Annotated in this window: 8 protein-coding genes; all 8 read left to right on the top strand. The window is 58.1% G+C overall.

Annotated features, from left to right (window positions below; translation table 11 throughout):
• The first annotated feature begins 414 nt into the window (after positions 1-414).
• Entirely contained in the window at positions 415-3,930 is a 3,516-nt protein-coding gene (gene smc / locus AABB87_RS06550) for a chromosome segregation protein SMC (protein WP_341970510.1), read from the top strand.
• Positions 3,927-4,997, top strand: a complete 1,071-nt coding sequence (locus tag AABB87_RS06545; RefSeq protein ID WP_058719800.1) for a cell division protein ZipA C-terminal FtsZ-binding domain-containing protein — start codon at positions 3,927-3,929, stop codon at positions 4,995-4,997. Before smc ends, AABB87_RS06545 begins: the two co-directional genes overlap by 4 nt.
• A gap of 108 nt (positions 4,998-5,105) precedes the next feature.
• The gene (locus AABB87_RS06540) at positions 5,106-6,422 is read left to right on the top strand and encodes a hemolysin family protein (RefSeq protein ID WP_341970509.1); all 1,317 of its coding nucleotides are present in this window, start codon (positions 5,106-5,108) and stop codon (positions 6,420-6,422) included.
• A gap of 93 nt (positions 6,423-6,515) precedes the next feature.
• Complete coding sequence (gene ligA, locus AABB87_RS06535; RefSeq protein WP_445944839.1) at positions 6,516-8,603, top strand: NAD-dependent DNA ligase LigA; 2,088 nt, start codon at positions 6,516-6,518, stop codon at positions 8,601-8,603.
• Between the two features lie 421 nt (positions 8,604-9,024).
• Positions 9,025-10,401: a TIGR03013 family XrtA/PEP-CTERM system glycosyltransferase gene (locus AABB87_RS06530; RefSeq protein WP_341970507.1), complete on the top strand. Its 1,377-nt coding sequence runs from the start codon at positions 9,025-9,027 to the stop codon at positions 10,399-10,401.
• A gap of 54 nt (positions 10,402-10,455) precedes the next feature.
• Positions 10,456-12,594, top strand: coding sequence for an XrtA/PEP-CTERM system histidine kinase PrsK (gene prsK / locus AABB87_RS06525; protein ID WP_341970506.1), 2,139 nt, complete (start codon positions 10,456-10,458; stop codon positions 12,592-12,594).
• Positions 12,591-13,958 (top strand): PEP-CTERM-box response regulator transcription factor, encoded by a 1,368-nt coding sequence (gene prsR / locus AABB87_RS06520; protein ID WP_341970505.1) that lies wholly within the window; start codon positions 12,591-12,593, stop codon positions 13,956-13,958. The genes prsK and prsR overlap by 4 nt, the downstream gene beginning before the upstream one ends.
• 22 nt (positions 13,959-13,980) lie before the next feature.
• On the top strand, positions 13,981-16,755 hold the full coding sequence (gene prsT, locus AABB87_RS06515; RefSeq protein WP_341970504.1) for an XrtA/PEP-CTERM system TPR-repeat protein PrsT: 2,775 nt from the start codon (positions 13,981-13,983) through the stop codon (positions 16,753-16,755).
• The last annotated feature ends 44 nt before the right edge of the window (positions 16,756-16,799 follow it).

Genomic DNA, 16,799 nt, shown 5'->3' with positions numbered 1-16,799 from the left:
ATGGGTCGGTGCTGGCGCGGGCGCGCAAACGCCCCGCTGTCAATTCAGAAGGAGGGCGCGATGGTAACACCGCGCCCCTTGGCACCGCCTGGGTCGCCGGGCTTTGGGCCTGGTGCGTGGCCTGGCTTTATGTCGCTAAATCAAGAGCTTAGCGCGGCAGGCCTTGAAGTCTGGCGAAGACTGAGAAGCGTCTTGGCCCGCAGCTTTGCCGGTCCTGGCCATGCCTTCGGCGTCTGCCGCAAAACAGGCCGGCTTTGCTGCACGACAGGGGCTGCGCCACCGTGCCCGGCTAGGGCGGTACGCGATGCTATGATTTGGCCCCGTCGAGGCGCCGAGTGAAGGCGCTTTTTTTTAGATAAATCAATGGTTTAGCGGTTATTCGGTGGTGCGCCACCGCGAGGGTGCCAAGCAAGCATGCGTCTGAACTCGATCAAGCTTTCGGGCTTTAAGTCCTTTGCCGATCCGACGGTGTTCCAGTTGCCTGGGCAATTGGTGGGCGTGGTGGGCCCCAACGGCTGCGGCAAATCCAACATCATGGATGCGGTGCGCTGGGTCTTGGGCGAGAGCAAGGCCTCGGAGTTGCGCGGCGAGTCCATGCAGGACGTGATCTTCAACGGCTCGGGCAATCGCAAACCGGCCAGCCGCGCCAGCGTGGAGCTGGTGTTCGCCAACGAAGACGGCCGCGCCGGCGGGCAGTGGAACCAGTTCGCTGAAATCGCCGTCAAGCGCTTGCTGACCCGCGACGGCACCAGCAGCTACTTCATCAACAACCAGCCGGTGCGCCGCCGTGATGTGCAGGATGTGTTCCTGGGCACGGGCCTGGGGCCGCGCGCCTACGCCATCATCGGCCAGGGCACCATCAGCCGCATCATCGAGAGCAAGCCCGAAGAGATGCGCATGTTTTTGGAGGAAGCCGCCGGCGTCTCCAAGTACAAAGAGCGCCGCCGCGAGACCGAGAACCGACTCAAGGACACGCGCGAAAACCTCACCCGCGTGGACGATATCCTGCGCGAGCTGAACAACAACCTCGAGAAGCTGGAAAAGCAAGCCGAGGTGGCCGCCACTTACCGCAGCCTGCAAGACAGCGGCACGCTCAAGCTGCATCAGCTGTGGTTCCTCAAGCATCGGGATGCCACCTCCGAGCAGACGCGGGTCAAGGCCGAACACTCCGAGGCAGTCAACGCGCTGGAGTCCCGCATGGCCGAGTTGCGCCATGTGGAGGCCGAGCTTGAAGAAGTGCGCCAAGCCCATTACGCCGCCGGCGATGAGCTGCACGCCTCGCAAGGCCGCTTTGCTGAGGCGCAGCTGGAAGTCAGCCGCTTGGAAGAACGCATCCGCTATGTGGTGGAGGGGCGCCAGCGCGTTGAAGCCCGCTTGCTTGAATTGCAAACGCAGAACGGCCAGTGGCTGGAGCGTTCGCAGCAGGCGCAGGACGAGCTGGAAAACATTGCCGAACAGATCGCAGGCGCCGAGGAACAAAGCGAGATCCTGGCCGCCCAGGCCGAAGAGCAGCAAGCCAATCTGCCCAATGCGGAAGACGCGGTGCGCGCCGCGCAAGCCAAGGCCAATGAGCAGCGCAGCGCCGTGGTGCAAGTGCAGCAGCAGATCCAGGTGCTGGCCGCTGAGAGTCGCAGCATCGACGAGCAAAGCCGCCAGCTGCGCACTCGCCGTGAGCGCCTCGCAACCGAGCGCCAAGCTCTGGTCGCTCCGGACGCCGCGCGTTTGGACGAGCTGAAGCAGCAAAGTGCCGCGGCCGATGAGAGCCGCGATGTTGCCGATGCGCGCCTGCAGGAATTGCAGGAACAGGTGCCGGCGCTCGACGAAGCGCGCCGCCAGGCCCAGCAGGACGCGAATGCCCAGCAAGGTCGGCAAGGTGATTTGTCGGCGCGCCTGGATGCTTTGCGTGCGCTGCAGGAAAAAGTTCAGACCGAAGGCAAGCTCAAGCCCTGGTTGGCCAAGCATGGCCTGGACGGATTGCCCGGCTTATGGACCAAGCTGCACATCGAAGCCGGCTGGGAAAACGCGCTGGAAGCGGCGCTGCGCGAGCGCCTGGGTGCACTGGAAGTGGGCAGGCTGGAAACGGTGCGCGCCTTCGCCAGCGATGCCCCGCCGGCTCGCCTGGCCTTCTATTCGCCACCGAATAACTTCATTGCCAACACGCATGAAACGCTGCCGCGCCTGAGTGATTTGCTGCGCTTGCAAGACGCCGGCCTGAAGGCTTTGCTGAATGACTGGCTGGAGGGCGTCTACACGGCTGCGTCTATGGACGAGGCCTTGGCCGCGCGCGCCCAACTGACCCATGGTGAGTTGATCATGACGGCCGGCGGCCACGCGGTGAGCCAGTTCGCGGTGAGCTTTTACGCCCCTGATACCGAGCAAGCCGGCATGCTGGCGCGTGCCCAGGAAATTGAGCAGTTGGTGGTGGACCTGCGCGCGCAATCCCTGATCGCGGAAGACGCCAAGAGCGCTCTGGTGCGCGCCGAGGCTGCTTACACCGAAGGCTCGCAGCGCCTGCTCAACCTGCGCCGCGAAGCCGGTGAGGCGCAAAGCCGCGCCCATCAGCTGCAAGTGGAGTTGTTGCGCCTGTCGCAGCAAGCCGAAGCCGCCAGCAGCCGCCGCACGCAGCTGGAAGACGAGCTGTTTGAGATCGACGCGCAAAACGAGGAGCTGCAGGAACGCCGTATGACTGGCGAAGCCCGCTTTGAAGAACTCGATCTGCAACTGGCCAACACCCAGGAGCGCCATGCCGAGCTGGACGACGGGGTGATTGCCGCCGAGCGCAAGCTGTCCGAGGCGCGCGAGCAATTGCGCGCCCTGGAGCGCCGCGCGCAGGAGGCGCAGTACAGCGCCCGCGCTTTGGCCTCGCGGCGCGGCGAGTTGCAGCGCTCGATTGAAACGGCCGTGCAGCAGCAGCAGACCAATGCGCAGTCGATTGAGAGCTTGCAGCGCGAGCTGGGCACACTCAATGACGCCGCCGCACAAGCCGGTTTGCAAGACGCCCTGGCCCTGAAGATGGAGCGTGAACACGCGCTGGCCGCTGTGCGCAGCGGCTATGACGACTTGAGCCTGCGCTTGCGCAAGGCCGATGAACAGCGCCTGACGTTTGAGCGCAGCTTGGATCCCTTGCGCGAGCGCATCACCAAGCTGCAGCTGGAAGAGCAGGCGGCGCAACTGGGCGGCGCGCAGTATCTGGAGCAACTCAGCGCGGCCGCGGTGGACCTGGACGAGTTGGCCAAGACCGTGGAAGCGGGGCAGGTCAAGCTCTACGGCCTGCAAGGCGAGATCGACCGCATCAACCGTGAGGTGGCGGCCCTGGGCGCGGTCAATCTGGCGGCGCTGGACGAATTGACGGCGGCGCGCGAGCGCAAGACCTTCCTGGATTCGCAATGCGCCGATTTGCAATCGGCCATGAAGACGCTGGAAGACGCCATCCACAAGATCGACCTGGAAACACGCGACTTGCTGGGCGCCACCTTCGATCAGGTCAATATGCACTTTGGCCGCATGTTCCCGACGCTGTTCGGCGGCGGCCAGGCCAAGCTGGTGATGACCGGCGAGGAAATTCTGGATGCCGGCATTCAGGTGATGGCGCAGCCACCGGGCAAGAAGAACAGCACGATTCACCTGCTCTCGGGCGGCGAGAAGGCGCTGACGGCCATCGCCTTGGTGTTCGCCATTTTCCAGCTCAACCCAGCACCGTTTTGCTTGCTGGACGAGGTGGACGCGCCTTTGGATGACGCCAATACCGAGCGTTATGCCAAGCTGGTGGCCGAGATGAGCAGTGGCACGCAGTTCCTCTTCATCTCACATAACAAGATTGCAATGGAAATGGCTGAACAATTGATTGGGGTGACGATGCAGGAGCAGGGGGTGTCGCGCATCGTGGCGGTGGACATGGACAAGGCCTTGGCCATGGCGGAGGTGGCATGAGCTTGACCACCATGTTGGCCATTCTGGGTGGCTTGATTTTGGCCGCCGTTGTGGCGCATGGCGCCTGGAGCGCCCGCAAGGCCGGGCCGCGCCGTGCCGAACAACTCGAACCCTTGATGGACGGCCAGCGGCTTGAGCCCGGCTTGAACCCGCTCACCGGCGACAGCGCTGAGCCGCAGGTGGACGGGCAGGCGCAGGTCTGCGACGACAGCCTGCCGGTAGTGGCGCGGCCCAGCCGCAAGCCCTCGGCCCGCATTGATGCCTTGATTGACGCCATTGCCACCCTGACCCTGGAAGCGCCGATCAGTGGCGAGATGGCCTTGTCGCATCTGCCCGGCAGCCGCCGCGCCGGCACCAAGCCCTTCCACATCGAAGGGCTCAATGCCGAGAGCGGCGAGTGGGAGCTGCCCATGCCCGGTCAGCGCTACGGCGAGTTTCAGGCCGGTGTGCAAATGGCCAATCGCAGCGGTGCGATGAACGAGATTGAATACTCGGAGTTCGTGCAGAAGGTGCAGGGCTTTGCCGACGGCGTGGGCGCCTTTGTGCAATTCCCCGACATGCTGGATGTGGTGGCACGCGCCCGCGAGTTGGACCATTTCGCTAGCGAACATGACGCACAGTTGGCCGTGGTGCTGCGGGCCCGCAATGCCGCCTGGACTTTGGGTTATGTGCAGCAAATGGCGCTGCGCCATGGCTTTGTGCCGGGCGCGATGCCGGGCCGCTTGGTGATGGCCTCGGCCGAGGAGGGCGCACCGCCCATCCTGACACTGAGCTTTGATGCACAGGCCGCGCTGGCCGAGAACCCGCAGCAATCCTCGCTGCGCGAGCTGGCTTTGGCCCTGGATGTGCCGCAAACCCCAGAGGCGCTGGAGCCATTTGCCTCCTGGCAAGAGGCCGCGCGTGGCTTGGCGCGAGACATCGATGCGGACGTGTGCGACGACCGCGGGCAGATTCTCAATCTGCATGCCTTCGCCTCGATCGGGCAAGAACTCAACACGCTTTACAAGGCCTTGGGTTCGCGCGACCTGGCTGCCGGCTCGTTGGCCGCGCGACGCATGTTCAGCTGATTGAGGCTGACCTTGAGCTTGAGTCGCTAGGGCAATCGGCTCGGTTCTTTGGCGGCAGTTGCTGAGGCGCTCGCTACACTCTCACCTGGGACTAACGGAGGGAGCCACTTGAGCCTAAGTTTTCTGTTCATCGCCTTGCTGATCGCTGGCAGCGCCTTTTTTTCGATGGCGGAGCTGTCGGTAGCAGCCTCACGTCGACTCAAGCTGCGCCAACTCGCCGACGAAGGCGATGCGCGTGCGGAGCGGGTGCTGGAAGTGCAGGCGCAACCGGGCCACTACTTCACCGTGGTGCAGATGGGCGTCAACACCGTGGCCATTCTGGGCGGTATCGTGGGTGAGGGCGCTTTGACGCCGCATTTCGCGGCTGCGCTGCAACTGGTGCTGGATGCGGATCAGGCGCAGAGCTTGGGCTTCGCGCTGTCCTTCATCAGCATCACCTCGCTCTTCATCGTTTTGGCCGATCTGGTGCCCAAGCGGCTGGCCATGAATGAGCCGGAGCGGGTGGCGCTGGCTTTGATCGGGCCGATGCTGGTGTTGTGCACCTTGCTCAAGCCCTTGTCCTGGGCTTTCAGCCAGCTGAGTGAGGTCTTGATTCGTTTGTTGGGTCTGCCCGCTGCGCGCGATGACAGCATTACTCATGCCGACATCTTGGCCTTGGCTGAAGCTGGCAATCTGGCGGGTGTGGTGGCCGATGCCGAGCAGCAGATGATTGAGAACGTGTTCGAGTTGGATACCCGTCGGGTTGAGAGTGCCATGACGACCCGCGAGCATGTGGTGTTCTTCTCGCTGGATGACGATGACACCCTGATCCGTAACCGCATTGCCGAGGCCCCGCATTCCACCTATCTGGTCTGCGACGGCGAGATCGATCAGGTGATGGGCTATGTGGATTCCACCGATCTGTTCCAGCGCGTGTTGCGTGAGGAAGCCATCAATCTGCGCAGCAGCCAGTCGGCCGGCCTGTTGAAAAAGGTCTTGATCATTCCGGACCGCCTGACCCTGTCAGAGGCGCTGGGTCAGTTCCGCCAGGCGCATGAGGACTTTGCCGTCATCGTCAACGAGTACAGCTTGGTGGTGGGCATCATCACGCTGAACGATGTGATGAGCACGGTGATGGGCAATTTGGTTGCCTCGCATGACGAGGAACAGCAAATCGTGCGTCGTGACGATGGCTCCTTCCTTGCCGACGGCATCACGCCCATCCCCGAAGTGCAGCGCGCTTTGGAGTTGGAGGCTTGGCCCCATGCGGGCCAGTACGACACCCTGGCCGGCTTCCTGATGGTGATGCTGCGCCGCATCCCTAAGCGCACCGATCAAGTGGTGTGGGAGGGCTGGTGCTTCGAAGTGGTGGACGTGGACAGCCACCGGGTCGACCAGGTGATGATCGCGCGCGTGCCAGTTCGGGATGATGGCGCGGGCGCTTGAGCCGCGACGGGCCTTGATTTGAGTTGCGCCTTGCCTGATTTGCATCCTTTGCTTCGGTGACATTGGCCCGTCATTCGCTGGCAGCGCGCCGGCTTGAATGACAATCCGGCTATGAGTCAGTTGCCTAGCCCTCCCCCTTCAAGTTCCACCCCGTCTGCCTCGCCCGCCGAACAAGCCGCCAGCTTGCGCGAGGTCTTGAATCACCACGCTCATCTGTACTACGTGCTGGACCAGCCCAGCCTGCCGGATGCCGAGTACGACCGCCTGTTTCAAGCCTTGCAGGCCTTGGAGCGAGATCACCCCGAAGTGCTGACGCCGGACTCCCCGACTCAGCGCATCATCGGCAAAGTATTGGATGGTTTCGCCCCGGTTCGGCATGCGGTACCCATGCTCAGCATCCGCACCGAAACCGATACCGAGGCCAGTGGGGCCCATGGCTTTGACCAGCGGGTGCGCAAGCAGCTGGAGCTGGACGAGGCGGCGCCAGGCGTGGAGTACGCCGCTGAGTTGAAATTCGATGGGCTGGCCATCAATCTGCGCTATGAGTTCGGCGTGCTCAAGCAAGCGGCCACCCGTGGCGACGGCGAGACCGGCGAAGATGTCACGCAGAACATCAAAACCATCGGACAGATTCCCTTGCGGCTCAAATCGGTGGATGCGCCGGTGATCGAGGTGCGCGGCGAGGTGTTCATGCGCCGCGATGATTTCGAGGCCCTGAACGAGCGGCAGCGCCAGGCCGGCGAGAAGACCTTCGTTAACCCGCGCAATACCGCTGCCGGTGCGGTGCGCCAACTCGATCCCGCCTTGGCTGCGCAGCGCCCCTTGAGCTTTTTTGCCTATGGGCTGGGCGAGGTCAAGGGTTGGGACTTGCCTGCAACGCACAGCGCCATGTTGGACGCTTTGGCTGCCATGGGTCTACCCGTTTGTGCGGACCGCGCGGTGGTGCAGGGGGCGGCAGGCTTGGTGGCTTTTCACCAAACCATGGGCGCCAAGCGCGACAGCCTTGCGTTTGACATCGATGGCATCGTCTACAAGGTCAATAGCCTGGCCTTGCAGCAGCGCCTTGGCTTTGTGACCCGCGAGCCGCGCTGGGCGGTGGCCCACAAATATCCGGCGCAAGAACAGATCACGCAATTGAACGACATCGAGATCCAGGTCGGCCGCACCGGCAAGCTCACGCCGGTGGCCAAGCTGGAGCCGGTGTTTGTGGGCGGTACCACGGTGTCCAACGCCACCTTACACAACGTCTTCGAACTGCGCCGCAAAGGCGTGCGGGTGGGGGATCAGGTGATTGTGCGGCGCGCCGGTGATGTGATTCCCGAGGTGGTGGGTCGTATGCCCGGAACGCGCGCCAGCTATGTGCCTAACTTTCGGATTCCGCGCGCTTGCCCGGTATGCGGCAGCGAGGTGCTGCGCGAGCGTGGCGGCATGGACTACCGCTGCAGCGGCGGCATCTTTTGCCCGGCCCAACGCAAGCAGGCGATGCTGCACTTTGCCGGCCGTCGCGCCATGGATATTGAGGGCCTGGGCGATAAATTGGTGGAGCAGTTGGTTGATGAAGGCATCGTCAACAGCCTGCCTGGCCTCTACAAACTCGGCGTGGGCAAGCTATCTGCACTGGCTCGGATGGCGGACCGCAGCGCCTTGAATTTGCTGGACTCGCTGGAAAAGAGCAAGCAAACCACCTTGGCGCGTTTTTTGTTTGCGCTCGGGATCCGCCAAGTCGGGGAGGCCACGGCCAAGGATTTGGCGCGTCAGTTCGGCTCGCTCGATGCCTTGATGTCCGCCAGCGTCGAGCAACTGCTGGAGGTCCGAGATGTCGGCCCCATCGTGGCCCAAAGCATCCATCACTTCTTTGCCCAGCCGCACAACCGTGAAGTGGTGGAGCAACTGCGGGCCGCTGGTGTGCAATGGCCCGAAGGGCAGGGCGCGGCGGCCGATCAGGGCCCCAAGCCCTTGCTGGGCAAAACCTTGGTGCTGACCGGCACTTTGCCGACTTTGTCGCGGGACGCGGCCAAGGACCTGATTGAAGCTGCCGGCGGCAAGGTCAGTGGGTCGGTCTCCAAAAAGACTGACTTTGTCGTTGCCGGCACAGAAGCGGGGAGCAAACTCGTCAAGGCGCAGGAGCTTGGCCTCAGCATTCTTGATGAAGCGGGCTTGCTCAGTTTGCTGAGCAACTGATTTGCGTGTTGGTCTTTTTTACCTTTCCGCTTGCCGGACTGTGTCCAATTTGCCCCTCCTTCCGAGAAGCCCTGCGGGCCTGTGCAATACGCACGCTCGCGCCCAAGTTGACCACCACGAAAGGGCAATTCCTGCGATCTACTCCACCACGATTGCGCAGGCGGGCATGCGAAGGCTTTTTATTGCCAGCGAAGTGAGAAATGCTACTCAGCCGCCCCCTTCAAACGGGGGGCTTTCAATGGCGGCTTGTGCAGGCATGATCACCTCGCAAATTCAGCAAAGTCTCAGCGCAAGATTTGGCTAGATTTGGGTTCGTAAGGCGGCTTCAATTGGCCTGTCGATGCGTCATGTAACGGTCGTCGATTTGACATATTTGAAGCACCAACGAATCGGGTGCAGTTGGAATTCTTAGGGGAATGACATGGTCCGGATTTTCAGTCACTACCTGCACAGGCAGACTCTGCTTCATGTCCTTTTCGACTTGGGATTGATTCTGTTCGCTGTCGTGGCGGTGGTGCTCAGTCAAGGTGAAGCTGTAGCTTCTGCAATCCCCTTTGTGGCTTCACATGGCTTGTCCCTCGCGGGCTGCATGTTCATCATCAATTCGGCGAGTGGCCTTTACCAGCATGTCCACAATCGCTCGATTACTGAGTCCTGTGCCCGTGCGCTGCTGGGCTTGATGTTCGGCTTGCCACTTGCCTACGCCATTTTCAGTTTCCTGCCGACAAACACAGGGCACCGCGAGCTGATTACCCTGGGCGCCATGGTCGCCGTGGCTGCTGTGATGGTGCACCGGGTGTACGCTGCGCACTCCGCGACGCAATCGCGTAGCCGTATCCTGATTTTTGGTTGCGGTGCGCCGGCAAAGTCGGTAGGTGCCACGCTGAAGGCATCTGACCCCCAGGCTCAGATCGTTGGCTATCTCCCTGGCCCCAACGAAGAGACTTCATGCATCGCCGAGGATCAGATCATCCAGATGCAAGGCACCCTGACGGATACCGCTCGCCGCCTTAATGTCAACGAAATCGTGGTGGCTTTGTCTGAGCGTCGTGGCGGCAGCATGCCTCTGCGCCAACTGCTTGACTGCAAGTTGTACGGCATTCGCGTTGTTGATATTGCGACGCACTTCGAGAAGACTCTGGCGCAAATCAAGATTAGCCACGTCAATGCAGGCTGGCTGATTTTCGGCGATGGCTTCAATCAAGGTGTGGTGCGCACCGCCATCAAGCGCGTGTTCGACGTTGTCTCTGCTTCGCTCATTTTTATCGCCGCCCTGCCGGTCATGCTGGTGACCGCGGTTTTTATCAAGCTGGAGTCCACCGGCCCAGTTTTCTACCGCCAAGAACGTGTGGGCTTGAATGGCAAGCCATTCAAGGTCATCAAGTTCCGCAGCATGCGCACAGACGCTGAAAAGGACGGCAAGCCCCGTTGGGCGACGCTGAATGATGACCGGGTGACCAAGGTTGGTCGTTTCATCCGCAAGGTGCGTATCGATGAGCTGCCGCAATTGATCAACGTCTTGCAAGGCGATATGAGCATGGTCGGCCCTCGCCCGGAGCGCCAGTACTTTGTTGACGAGTTGATCAACAAGATTCCATATTTTGCAGTGCGTCAGAGCGTCAAGCCTGGCGTGACCGGATGGGCGCAGGTGCGCTATGAATATGGATCCACGGTCGAAGACTCGGTTGAAAAACTGCAGTACGACCTCTATTACGTCAAGAACCACACCATGTTCCTCGACATGCTGATCATGCTTGAAACCGTCGCCGTGGTGCTGACGGGTAAAGGTGCCCGCTAATCGTCAAGATTTTTTCCTGGTAACAATACCAGGAGCTCTGGCGGGCCCGACCGCATGTTCCAATCACGCATGCTTAGTGGCTTAGTGGATCTTGCATTGATTGGCGATGGCTTGGCGATGCTGGCGTATGCTGCATTCGCTCTGTATTTCGGGCGCCGGCTTTGGTTGACCCGAACGGCTCAGGTCAATCCAGTTTCTCTGACCTTTATGTCGGCACTCTTGTGCAGCGGCATTTGGGCAGGTTTCAATCTGCTAGGGAAATGGCAGGTTGGCCAGAACACCTTAGTGCTACTGGTGATTCCATTTGCGGATTGGCTGCGCTATGGCCTCTGGTTTGGCTTCCTGTTGCTACTGCTTCGGCCAAATGCCGAAAAAAAACTGAACGGGTCAGTTTCTCAGTTCTTGCCATTTGTTCTTGCTAGCCTTGGATTTGGCCTGGTCTTGCTCATCGCTCGAGGGGCAGACGAGAAACTAGGAAGCGATCTGGCGCGCTATTCAGCGTTTGCGCTCTTGGCTCAGGCCGTGTTGGGCCTGCTTTTGGTGGAGCAATTACTACGTAATGCCACCGAAGATTCGCGTTGGAATGTCAAGCCGGTTTGCCTGGGCTTGGGCACCATCTTTGCTTTTGACCTTTTTACCTATTCTCAAGCAGCCCTCTTTCGTCAATTTGACGGCGATGCTTTGGTGGTCAGGTCGGCTGTTCATGCCTGCGCCGTTCCCGTGCTCTTCGTCGCATCGCGGCGTCATGTCAATTGGCTCGAGAAGCTTCATGTTTCCCGTGCGGCAGTATTCCATTCGGCAAGCCTTTTGCTTGTGGGGAGCTATTTGCTGCTTGTTTCGGCCATTGGATACTACGTTCGCTTTACCGGCGGTGAGTGGGGTCGCGCCTTGCAACTGGCCCTGGTTTCGGGTGCCTTGCTGGCACTTGCCGCGCTGGTGCTGTCAGGATCGATGCGATCTAGGCTAAAAGTCTATATCAGCAAGAATTTCTTCAATTACCGATATGACTACCGCGAAGAGTGGCTGCGCTTTACGGCGACGCTATCTTCAGGCGATGCATCGCAAGGCATGGGCATCGTGGTCGTCCGGGCGTTGGCGAATTTGGTGGAGAGCCCTGCTGGATCGCTATGGCTGCAACGCAGCTCAGACCGAATACTGAATCAAACTGCCTGCTGGAATTTGCCGGCCGATGCAAACCTTGAGCCTACAAATTCGCAGTTCAGTGAGTTTTTGCGCCAACAAGCGTGGATCCTTGACCTCGACGACGTTCGCACCAAGCCGGCGCAGTACCGGGATGTACACGTGCCAGCTTGGTTGCTCTCAGACACGAAATACTGGTTGTTCATTCCCCTTTTGGTTGGTGATGAATTGTTTGGTTTTGTGATCCTTGGGCATTCGCGCGCCAGCATTGAAATTAACTGGGAAGTTCGAGATCTGTTGAAAACTGCCAGTCGACAAGCGTCCAGCTATCTGGCTCAAATGCTGGCTTCCGAAGCGTTGCTGGAATCAAAGAAGTTCGATTCTTTCAACCGAATGTCTGCGTTTGTCGTCCATGATCTTAAAAACATCGTGACTCAGCTTTCTTTAATGTTGAAGAATGCTCAGCGCTTGCGCGACAACCCAGAGTTCCAACAAGATATGCTCGATACCGTAGAAAATTCATTGACGAAGATGCGTCAACTGATGCTTCAGCTGCGCGAGGGGGAAAAACCGCACGGTGTCGTTAGCGGGGTTGATCTTGCGCAGATCTTAAAGCGCTTGGCCAATACTACAGCTGCAAAAGGAAGAAAACTCGAACTGCAGTTGGATACTGGCGTCAGTACCCGAGGGCATGATGATCGAATTGAGCGGGTCCTCGGTCACGTGGTGCAAAATGCCCTAGATGCCACATCACGGGGTGGCCGGGTTGTCGCGGTATTGGAACGCTCTGGAAGCCAAGCCTGTGTAAAGATTACCGACGATGGTTGTGGCATGACTGAAGATTTCATTCAAAATCGCCTTTTCAAGCCTTTCCAGTCGACAAAAGAGTCAGGTATGGGCATTGGCGCCTATGAAAGCTATCAGTATTTGCAGGAGCTGGGAGGCAAAATCTCAGTCGAAAGCAAAATAGAGCATGGGACGGTGGTAACTATTTTGCTGCCACTTTTCCATACTTCAGTAGTGTCTGACCATTCTGAGCCCCTGCATCAATGAGTTCTGATCGCCTTTTGGCCCCGTTGTTGATCGTAGAAGATGATCTGGCCCTCCAAAAACAATTGAAGTGGTCTCTAGATCGCTATGAATCAGTTGTTGCGGACGATGTTGCGTCTGCAGTGTTGCAATTTCGACGCTATTCCCCGTCGGTGGTCACGATGGACCTGGGTTTGCCGCCAGACCGCGATTCAGTCTCTGAGGGCTTTCGTTGTTTAGAGAAGCTACTGGAGATTGATCCAGCCGTAAAAGTCATTGTCTTGACTGGGCAAAATGATCAAGAAAATGCCTTGCGTGCCATTCGGATCGGCGCGTACGATTTTCTAGCGAAGCCCGTCGAACCTGAAGTTCTTAGTTTGACAGTGGAACGGGCTTATCGTTTGTATGAGTTACAGCAGGAAAATCGGCGTTTGCAGGCTGCCCAGCAGACCGAAGCGCTAAGCGGCTTGGTCACCCGTGACTCTGGCATGCTGCGCATTTGCAGAACCTTGGAAAAGGTTGCGAGCAGCGACGCGACTGTGTTGTTGCTTGGTGAAAGTGGCACCGGCAAAGAGTTGCTGGCTCAGGGGCTGCATGAGACTTCGAAACGAAAAGGTCGTTTCGTTGCCATCAATTGCGCGGCGATTCCAGAAAACTTATTGGAAAGCGAACTCTTCGGCTACGAGAAGGGCGCCTTTACTGGCGCGTCAAAAACTACCGTTGGCAAGATAGAAACCGCCAACGGTGGCACTTTGATGCTGGATGAAATTGGTGATTTACCAATGGCGTTGCAGGCTAAATTGCTGCGCTTCTTGCAAGAGCGAAGCATTGAGCGTGTCGGCGGGCGTCAGGAGATACCGATTGACGTTCGGGTGGTTGGGGCGACGCATCAGAATTTGAGGAATTTGATCAGCGAAGGCAAGTTTCGGGAAGACTTGTACTATCGCTTGGCCGAAATCGTGCTGGAGATTCCACCGTTGCGAGAGCGTTGCGGCGATGCCGTGTTGCTCGCAAATGTCTTTTTGAAGAAATACTCAGCAGACCGACGCCGTGCTGCTATGAGCTTTTCTGAAGAAGCCGTACGGGCCATTGAATTGCATCAGTGGCCCGGAAATGTTCGGGAACTGCAAAATGTGGTGAAAAGAGCCTCCATCATGGCTGACGGCGACCGGGTCACCATGCAAGATATTGACCTGCCTGTCGAAATGCCAGATCTTGAGTCCGGAGACGGCTTCCCTAGCCTCAAGGCGGTGCGCGAAGCTGCTGAGCGCGAGGCTGTGGTCAATGCCTTGGCGCGTTCCAATGGCAACATTGGTAAGGCGGCGTTAATGCTGGGGGTAAGTCGCCCCACTTTATACGACTTGATGACTAAACTGAATATCACTTGATTGCTTAACCAGGATGATTCGCATGAATTTCAAGAGCCATGCCGTGACGCCATTGTTGCTGAGCTTGATGGTTGCGCTTTCGGCTTGTTCTGGAGGGTCGGCCGAAAGCATGTTGAAATCGGCCAAAGAGCACATTTCAAAAAATGAGTCAAGTGCTGCAGTCATCCAGTTGAAGAATTCCTTGCAGAAACAACCGGCGAATCCTGAGGCTCGCTATTTGCTCGGCAAACTGCTGCTTGAAACCGGAGATGCGGTTGGAGCTGAAGTTGAGCTGATTAAGGCGCTAGAGCTAGGTTACTCCGCAGAAGAAGTCGCCCCGCATTTGGCGAAAAGCTTGCTGGCTCAAGGAAAGTTTGAACCTTTGTTGGTTCGCTTTGCCAAATCCAAATTGGCGAGTCCGGCTGCCACTGCGGAGTTGAAGGCGACTGTTGCGCTAGCCTTTGCGCAGCAAGGCAAAGGGGATGAGGCCAAGAGCGCGCTGCAGGAGGCTTTTTCTGCTGATCCCAAAAATGTCTCTGCGCAGTTGCTACAAGCTCGAATGTATATTCACCAGCGCGACTTTCCTGCCGCAATGGCGGTGCTTGATGAAGTAATTGGCCTTGCGCCAAAAAATGCAGATGCATGGCAGTTGAAGGGTGACGCTATGCTGGAAAGCGGCGCATCTTCGGAAGCCGCATTGGCAGCCTATCGGCAGGCTATCAAGATTGACAAGAAAAATCTGCTCTCCTACGTTGCCATCATTTGGACAGAATTTAGTAAGAAGGATATTGAAGCGGCAAAAAAGGATGTCGCTGACTTAGCGAAGATATTTCCAGACCATCCGCAGACGAGATTCTTCCAAGGCATGATCGCATTGGAAACCGGGGACTTGAAGACTGCGCAAGAACAGGCGCAGTATCTTTTGAAGGTGGCTCCAGATAGTCTCAGGACAATGCAGTTGGCGGGGGTCGTCGAATTCCGCAGGAACTCTCTTATCCAGGCTGAATCTCACCTGAAGAAATTTGTCAAGGGCGCGCCTGAGTCGATGCAGGCGCCGAGTCGACTCATGCTCGGCCAAATTTATATTCGAAATGGTGAACCGGCCAAGGCGCTCAATATTTTGCAGCCACTTCTGACCAATGATTCAGTCAATTCAAATGCTTACTCCTTAGCGGCAGAAGCGTATCTGCAGCAGGGTGACTCAGCGGCTGCTCAGAATTACTTTTCAAAGGCAGTCAAAAACAATCCGAAAGACATTAGAAGTCGCACTGCGCTGGCCTTGGCCAAGGTGTCAAAAGGCGGCGAAAGTGGCTTTGACGAGTTGAAGGCTATTTCGAGTTCCGACAAGGAAATAACTGCTGATTTGGCTTTATTTAGTTCCTATTTGAATCTTAAGCAGTGGGACTCTGCAGGCCGTGCGCTTGAGACGATCGCGAAGAAGCAGCCGGATCGTCCCACTGCCGATAATCTTCGCGGCCGCATGGAACTCATGCGAGGGGATAAGGTGGCGGCGCGTGCAGCATTTGAGCGTGCCCTCAAGATTGACCCAAAGTACTATCCTGCTGTGGCGACCTTGGCTGCGCTTGATCAGGGCGACAAGAAACCTGATGCCGCCATCGCTAGACTTACGGCACTTCTGGCCCTTGAACCTAAGAATTTGCAGGCGCAACTGAGCATCATTGAGCTTCAGTCGTTGTCTGGCAAGCCTTCCGTAGAGATAGAGGAGGCACTTGCCAAGTTGGTCAAGGATTCCCCGAATGAGGCAGCCCCGCGCCTATTGCTGATTCGTAAATTGATTGACCGGAAGGAATTGAAGGCTGCCCTGGCTTTGGCCCGTGATGGGGCCGTTGCTCTACCTGACCAGCCAAATATGTTGGCAGCGCTCTCGCAAGTAGAACAGTTGAACGGAGAAGCCAATCAGGCAGTCTCCACTGCAAATAAGTGGATGGCCTTGCAGCCTAATTCGGTTCAACCACTGATGCGCTTGGCGGAGTTGTATGTATCCATGAAGGATCCGGCAGGCGCGGTACAGAACTTAAATCGTGCCTTGGCAATTGATGAGCGTTTTTTGCCTGCCCAACGAATGTTGATTGCTATTGAGGAAGGGCGTGGGCGTACTGACGCGGCGCGCAAGGTTATCAAGGTCGTTCAAGCTCAACATCCCAATGATGCCGTGGGACAGCTTTTAGAAGGCGAGTTTGAGAGTGAGAAAAAGAACTGGGCCGTCGCAACTGCTGCCTACCAGGCCGCACTGAACAAGAAACCGAGTACGGACGTCGCGATCAAACTTCATTACGCTTTTTTGGCTGGTGGTAAAGCTGCGGAGGGGAGCGCATTTGCCACGCGCTGGTTGCAGAAGAACTCGGGAGATGTTGCGTTTATCTATTACTTGGGTGATGTGGCCTTGACGGCAAAGCAATATGACCAAGCGGAGCAGCAATACCGGGCCGTACTCAAATTGCAGCCTGAGAATGCGTCCGCATTGAATAATGTGGCATGGCTTTTGAATCGGGAGAAGAAGGCTGAGGCCTTGGAGTACGCTGAGCGGGCAGTGAAATTGCAGCCAAATCAGGCGCCTTTGCTTGATACTTTGGCTGATATTTACGCGAGCAGGGGCCAAATGGATAAGGCCATCGAGGTGCAAAAACAGGCAGTGAATTTGATGCCGGGTGCCCATCTGCACCGACTGCATCTTGCAACCTTCTATGTCAATGCCGGTAAGAAGGCCGAGGCGAAGGAAGAGTTGAAACGGTTGGCTGATTTGGGTGACAAGTTCCCGGCGCAGGATGTGGTCAAGAAGTTGTCTGCCGGCCTTTGATACCGTGTAGGTTGCCCTTGCTTGGCTTCACTATTGCTACTCTC

This window comes from Roseateles sp. PN1 (assembly GCF_038419725.1).
Lineage (GTDB): Bacteria > Pseudomonadota > Gammaproteobacteria > Burkholderiales > Burkholderiaceae_C > Paucibacter_A.
The sequence above is the reverse complement of the archived record's forward strand: the minus strand, read 5'-3'. Positions and strand labels throughout refer to the sequence as shown.

Coding starts and splice junctions, on each gene's coding strand:
- prsR (WP_341970505.1), top strand. CDS start 12,591: ATGAGTTCTGATCGCCTTTTGGCCCCGTTGTTGATCGTAGAAGATGAT.
- smc (WP_341970510.1), top strand. CDS start 415: ATGCGTCTGAACTCGATCAAGCTTTCGGGCTTTAAGTCCTTTGCCGAT.
- AABB87_RS06530 (WP_341970507.1), top strand. CDS start 9,025: ATGGTCCGGATTTTCAGTCACTACCTGCACAGGCAGACTCTGCTTCAT.
- AABB87_RS06545 (WP_058719800.1), top strand. CDS start 3,927: ATGAGCTTGACCACCATGTTGGCCATTCTGGGTGGCTTGATTTTGGCC.
- prsT (WP_341970504.1), top strand. CDS start 13,981: ATGAATTTCAAGAGCCATGCCGTGACGCCATTGTTGCTGAGCTTGATG.
- prsK (WP_341970506.1), top strand. CDS start 10,456: ATGTTCCAATCACGCATGCTTAGTGGCTTAGTGGATCTTGCATTGATT.